Genomic DNA, 6,139 nt, shown 5'->3' with positions numbered 1-6,139 from the left:
TTATCAACGGCCATCGCCGGCTCCTTCAATCAACAGGTAATGAATGACTCACAACCAGCTTGACGATGAGGGAGCGTTCCGGAAAACACCGACATAAGTGAGCGAGCGTTCCGAAAAACACCGACATAAGTGAGCGAGCGTCGGCGGGGACCACGACGGCGGGGTGCCGCTTCCCATGGAAGCCGCACCCCGCCGTCGCGATCGTTAAGGGTGAGCCATTGCTCCGTAACTGTCGTTCTGAGCGTTCAAAACGACAGTTGCTCAGCAGTCGATCAATAAAGAAACTAAGCCGAAACCAGGTTGTGCCAGTCGGCCACGAGGGGCAGGTTGTGCGCCTCGGAAACCGAGCGGTGCGTGACCTTGCCTGCTGCGATGTTGAGGCCGGCTGCCAGGGCGGGGTCGCGGTCGAACGCGGCCTTGACGCCCAGGTTGGCCAGTGACACCGCGTAGCGCAGGGTGACGTTGGTCAGTGCGTAGGTGGAGGTGTTCGGAACGGCGCCGGGCATGTTGGCGACGCAGTAGAAGATCGTGTTGTGGACCTTGTACGTGGGTTCCTGGTGCGTGGTGGGGTGGGTGTCCTCGAAGCAGCCGCCCTGGTCCACGGCGATGTCCACCAGCACGGAGCCGGGCTTCATGCGGGAGACAAGCTCGTTGGTTACCAGCTTGGGAGCCTTGGCGCCCGGGATCAGCACGGAACCGATGACGAGGTCGGCGTCGACCACTGACTTCTCGATCTCGTACGCGTTGGAAGCGACCGTCTTCAGGCGGCCCTGGTAGAGGGCGTCCAGCTCGCGGAGGCGGTTGATGTTGATGTCCATGATGGTGACATCGGCGCCGAGCCCAAGGGCCATGGTGGCGGCGTTGGTACCGGCAACACCGGCGCCGAGGACAACAACCTTGGCCGGACGGACACCCGGGACGCCGCCCAGCAGCACGCCCTTGCCACCGGCCGGAGCCATGAGGGAGGAAGCGCCGACGACGACCGACAGGCGGCCGGCGACCTCGGACATCGGTGCCAACAGGGGCAGGGTGCGGCCGTCCTGGACGGTTTCGTAGGCGATTGCCGTGACGCCGGAGTTGATGAGTTCCTGGGTCAGCTCGGGCTCGGCGGCCAGGTGCAGGTAGGTGAAGAGGATCAGGCCCTTGCGGAAGCGGTGGTACTCGGCCTTGATGGGTTCCTTGACCTTCATGACCATGTCGGCGCGTGCCCAGACGTCGTCGGCTTCGGCCACGATCTCGGCGCCGGCAACCGCGTATTCCTCGTCCGTGATACCGGAGCCCAGGCCTGCGCCCCGTTCCACCAGCACGCTGTGGCCGTGGGTGCGGAACTCGTGAACGCCCGCGGCCGTGATGGCAACGCGGAATTCGTTGTTCTTGATCTCTTTGGGGACACCGATGATCATTTTGGGCTCCATGTTCGAAAGGCTTCAACGGCCTTTTTCTCTGCGGGGGACTGTGATTCCAGAATAGATCCGCTGTGAGCCAGGCGACAGGAAAGGTGATCGCCGCCGTCGCGGAGTTCGCCGGAATTTCGGGGTTTTTGCCGCTCGCAACTCGACATTTGTCGAAGTTGAGAGCGGCAGGTGTCGCCTGATGTTCGTTGGGCAAAGTAGTGTTTCCTCCATGCAGCAGGACGTGGAGAAGATCGTCGAGGACGTCGCACTCAAGTTGGGCCGCGGCCTCTCCCTGGAAGACCTCGACGGCGTGCTGCTCGCCTACAGTTCCAACCAGTCCCACGCCGACCGTGTGCGCGTGAATTTCCTCCTGAGCAAGCGGGTCCCGGTGGACGTCAGTGCGTGGCAGCTCTCGCACGGCATCGCTACCGCGGTGCGTCCCGTCGTCGTGCCCGCCAATGAGGAACTCGGGATGGTGGGACGCGTCTGCGTTCCGCTGCTGGTGCGCGGATTCCGCGTGGGGTACCTCTGGGTCCAGCAGGACCTTGACGAGCAGACCGCGACGGCGATACTCGCCGAGTTGCCGGGCGTCCGGGACGAGCTGGACCTCCTCGCGGGGTTGCTGCTCGATTCCAATACGGCCGAGTCGGAGTTCCGGCGCCGCCGTGAGCAGGAATTCCTGGCTGCGTGCCAGGGAGAGTCCAATGCGGTGGCGGCCGTGGCGGGATGGAAGGAGATCCAAGGCCGGGGACCGTGGCAGCTGGTTACCGTGCTCGACGCCGAGGACAGTGGCAGCGTCTCAGACCCGATCGCGGCGACCCTGACGCACCGTTCCGCCGCTCTGCAGGCTACTATCGGCGTCGACTCCGTGCTTTTCAGCGCCGGCACCGAGACGCACTCGGTCCTGTTGTTCCGCGAAACCGGCGGACGGGCAGAGCATGCCCAGGTCCTGGTCCACTACCAATTGGAGCTCGCCAAGCGGGCCGGCCGGAAGGTGGACCGCGTCATCCTGGGCATCAGCGAACCGTTTTCAGTCATCCGCCAACTGGCTCGGGCGTACCGGCAATCGAAGCTCGCGGCCCAGGCTGCCGCCGTCGATCCTCCGCTCGGCGAGCTCGTGGACAGCAGTGCGGCCGGAATCTACCAGTTGTTCGAACGGCTACAGGCTCCCGGTGGCTGGGACGATTCGGGCTCGGCGCATTTCCAAGAGATCGAGGACGCGGACCGCAACGGCGAGCTGCTGCCCGTGCTCGAACTGCTCTACGACAGCGACGGCTCCGTGCAGGACGTGGCCGCGAAGCTCCACTTGCACCGCAGCAGCATCTACAACCGGCTGGCCAGGGTCCGCCAGCTCATCGGTGCAGATCCACTGAATGGCGCGACCCGGCTCGAACTCCATGCAACGCTCAAAGCGCGTCGCTGGGCTGGCCGCCCGCGGATTTGAAGTCTTGCTGGTATTCGAGGCTGCCCCGGATTACCGCTTGAACTGCCTCAGCTGAAGGCTGCAGCCCCAGCGGTCCGGGCGGTGCTGAATCATCTGCGTCCGGGTGTTCCGGCAGCACCGCCCGTGCCACTCGACGGCAAATGTTCGATGCTGTCCCATCCTCACTGCAGGGCCTTGGTTGCTGCGTCCAAAATCGACCCAAGATCCACGCCTGATTGGGTGGGCTGCGGTGAGGGAGTAGGACTGGCCGGGGTCCGTGGCCGCCAAGAACCTGTGGGTGCAGGCGTCGGAGACGCTGGGTCCGTCGGATCCGGCGTCGGAGGCGGCGTGGACGTCGCTGGCCCGGTCGGAACCGGGCTGGGAGCCGGCGCGGGCTGGGCCGGAACCGGAATGGAAGGAACAGGCACCGGGCCGAGAGTTGGGGGCAGCGCTGACGGGATTGCGGCCGGAAGCTGAACGGAGATCGATGGTGCCGAGGCACTCGACGACCCGACCGGGGCGGGTCCTTGCGGCGAATGTTGCGCCGGGTCCGCGGCGGTCTGCCCGGCCTTGGCGCTTGGGGTAGCTGCCGAAGGTGATGCCGCAGGGCTCGGGGAAGTGCTTGCCGTCGTGGAAGGAGCGCCGGATTGTGTCGAGCTTTGACTATCCGCGCTGGTAGCGTCCTGGGTCTGTGTTTCCTGGCCAAAGAAGGGCAACTCAAGAGCCTGGCTGACGGAAGCCGCCGCCAACAAGATGCCCAAGGCACCTGTCACCACTGCCATTCGGTTACTCATCGTCCGGATGGTGGCGGCCTTCTTGAGGACGGCGTGTGGTTCACGGCTGAACGACGAACCGGCAAAGGACGCCGGACCGACGCTGGCACGGGGTGCCGCCGGAAGTGCCGTTGTGGCTGCCTTCTCGGGTTTGGCGGGAGTCACCGTCGGAATGGCCGCGGTGGCTGGTTCGGCCGTCTCAGCAACCACTGTTGCAGCAGTCACCGTCGGAATGGCCGCGGTTTCGCTGGCTTGGGAGGCCTGCTTCCGTTCGGCCGCCCGGGCGGCCGCGCGCGTGGTGGGCGCCGCCGTCGTCGGGGTTGCCGCGGGGGTGGGTGCCGCCGTCGAACTCAAAGGTTCAGAAGCCGGTGCAGCGATGAACGGTCCGCTGTCTTTGGCCCGACGACGTCCGGTTGGTTTGATGCGCTCGCGCGCCACTTGGGCACGACGAGGCTGATCCATGGTTGGGGACATGGTGATTGCCTCTCAACGCCTTCGAGGTTAGCTGTCGGGTTCGGACGAGGCCGTCCGGCCGCGCGTGGCGGCTTCACCCCGAGGGCCTGTGGAAAAGTAGGCCCGGAGACTCTGGGTCCCCCGTCTCTGCCGCGGGTCTGGCGGAATCCGGGTTGCGGCAGAGCTCAGCGTCAACCCGGAAGCGGCCCAGTTGGGGATTGGGTCGCCCCTCGACGGTACAACAGCCGGCATGCAAAGTCACATTTGAATAACGGGCGGGGTGACCGGTTTGCCGGGAGTTTCGCGTGCGGATCTAATTTCGCAAGCCTAGTCCTGCGGCGCTCCAGCCCGCCCGGCGATGAGTCCGGCGACGTGTTCGGCGTCGCGGCCGACCCCGCCCACGAGGCCCGAGGTCAGTCCGTATTGGAAGGGCATGCCCACGAAGAACAGTCCCGGCTGTTGTTCCACTGCGCCCCGGCAGGTAAGCGGCCAGCCGTCCTCGTCCGCGGGAAGTCCTCGGATCCAGCCAAAGTCCGGTTGGTAACCGGTAGCCCAGATCACCGTGGACACCGGGATCGCGTGGCCTCCTTCAGTCAGGGGTTGTCCCTCGCGCGTGCCCGTCACGCGTGGCAGGCGGGTGACTCCCGCGGCGTCGAGCTCCCGCATTGAGGTCCGGATCAACGGCGCGCCGTGCTTGGTGAACCCGACCGCGACTTTGCGGCCGATAGGGGTGGACCTGTTCAGCACCTTGTGGATGAAGAGCCACCACAGCCCGCCGGCGTATCGCGTCACGGGGCCCGGAATGTGGAACGGAGGGGTTCCGGCAATGTAAGTGCGGTGGGTCGGTGCGAGCTCCAGGGCGATTTCGACGCCGGAGGTGCCCGAGCCAACCACCAGGACATCCCCAGGCGGAACCGAGTCCGGGTTGGTGTATTCGGCTCCGTGCAGTTGGTGGATGCCGGGATCTAGCTCCTCTGCGAAAGCCGGGATCCTTGGCTGTGCGTTCGGGCCCGTGGCAACAACAACATTCTTGGCCAGGACCGACCCGGAGCCCGACTGCACCCGGTACCGTCCGTCCTCCCGCTCGATGCCGGTGACCCGGGCCCCATGGCGTACCGGGAGTTCCCAGTTCCTGGCGTATTCCTCAAGGTATTCGGCCATCGCGTCTTTGCCGGGAAAGCTCCCTCGGGCGCCGGGAAATGGCATGCCGGGAAGGGAATCGTGCTGCGCCGGGGTGTAGAGCCGCAAAGAATCCCATCGGTTCCGCCACACGTCGCCAACGCGGTCCTGCGAGTCCAGGATGAGGAAGTCTTGCCGGTGCTTCTTCAGGTGGAATCCGGTGGCGAGCCCTGCTTGCCCGGCGCCCACGATTACCGTGTTCACTGCCTCATTGCTGTCCATCGCGAAGCCTCCTGAGGTGCTCGAGGTCATTAGAATAGCATTCCAGTCACTGGAATGCTATTCTTTTTCCGTGGAAATCCGGCACAATGACAGGCGGTTAGCTCAAGCTGTCGCAACCAGGGCTGCCGTGGTGGAGGCCGCCCGGCAGTTGTTTCTGAGCAGGGGGTACGTGGCCACCACCATCGGGGCTGTTGCCGAGCAAGCAGGCGTGGCAATACAGACCATCTACAACTCCGTGGGCAACAAGGCTGCGCTGCTCTCGGCCGTGGTTGACGCGACGGCCGCGGGTCCGGATGCTCCCCGCACCGTCCCGGAGACGATGCGCGAGCGGACTGCCGCAGCCGCCGACGCCGGCGCGGTCCTGGCGCTGTTGGCCGACTGGTTCGCCGAAGTGCATCCCCGAAGCAGCCAATTGTTCAACGTCATGAGGCAGGCCTCCGCAGTCGACGCTGAAGCGGCAAAAGTGGAGCGGGACCGGGCCGAACTCCGGTTACGGAACTATGCGGAGGCTGCTGCGGCGCTCAGGCGGCGCGGGGCACTGACCTCCGGCATGAGTGACGAGCAAGCCGCCGCAGTGATCTGGTCCGTGGGCCACCCGGACACCTATCGGTCACTTGTGCTGGATTTCGCTTGGGGCCTGGAGCGCTACCGGGATTGGGTCCACGCGGCGCTCAAGGCGGCCCTCGCCTAGCTTG

At 65.4% G+C, this 6,139-nt stretch carries 5 protein-coding genes and 1 riboswitch; of the genes, 2 read left to right on the top strand and 3 right to left on the bottom strand.

The features are described 5' to 3' along the window. Positions 1–284 precede the first annotated feature (284 nt). Positions 285–1,403: an alanine dehydrogenase gene (ald, locus tag NFJ07_RS18965; protein WP_269996745.1), complete on the bottom strand. Its 1,119-nt coding sequence runs from the start codon at positions 1,401–1,403 to the stop codon at positions 285–287. Between the two features lie 220 nt (positions 1,404–1,623). Here ald and NFJ07_RS18960 point away from each other — a divergent pair, with 220 nt between their 5' ends. Beyond that, the gene (locus NFJ07_RS18960; RefSeq protein WP_269996742.1) at positions 1,624–2,838 is read left to right on the top strand and encodes a PucR family transcriptional regulator; all 1,215 of its coding nucleotides are present in this window, start codon (positions 1,624–1,626) and stop codon (positions 2,836–2,838) included. A 161-nt stretch (positions 2,839–2,999) separates the two neighbouring features. Here the strand turns inward: NFJ07_RS18960 and NFJ07_RS18955 are convergent, their stop codons facing one another. Both NFJ07_RS18955 and NFJ07_RS18950 read right to left on the bottom strand, forming a co-directional pair. Beyond that, positions 3,000–4,064 (bottom strand): hypothetical protein, encoded by a 1,065-nt coding sequence (locus NFJ07_RS18955; RefSeq protein WP_269996740.1) that lies wholly within the window; start codon positions 4,062–4,064, stop codon positions 3,000–3,002. Between the two features lie 2 nt (positions 4,065–4,066). Then, a riboswitch (cyclic di-AMP (ydaO/yuaA leader) is annotated at positions 4,067–4,217 on the bottom strand. 153 nt (positions 4,218–4,370) lie between these two features. After that, positions 4,371–5,474, bottom strand: coding sequence for a flavin-containing monooxygenase (locus tag NFJ07_RS18950; protein ID WP_269996738.1), 1,104 nt, complete (start codon positions 5,472–5,474; stop codon positions 4,371–4,373). 40 nt (positions 5,475–5,514) lie between these two features. Between NFJ07_RS18950 and NFJ07_RS18945 the strand changes: the two genes are divergently transcribed. Then, a complete protein-coding gene (locus tag NFJ07_RS18945; RefSeq protein ID WP_269996736.1) occupies positions 5,515–6,135 on the top strand; it encodes a TetR/AcrR family transcriptional regulator in 621 nt (206 codons plus the stop codon). Positions 6,136–6,139 lie beyond the last annotated feature (4 nt).

It is taken from the genome of Arthrobacter sp. B2a2-09 (assembly GCF_027587375.1).
In the GTDB taxonomy this organism is placed as follows: Bacteria; Actinomycetota; Actinomycetes; order Actinomycetales; family Micrococcaceae; genus Arthrobacter.
The sequence above is the reverse complement of the archived record's forward strand: the minus strand, read 5'-3'. Positions and strand labels throughout refer to the sequence as shown.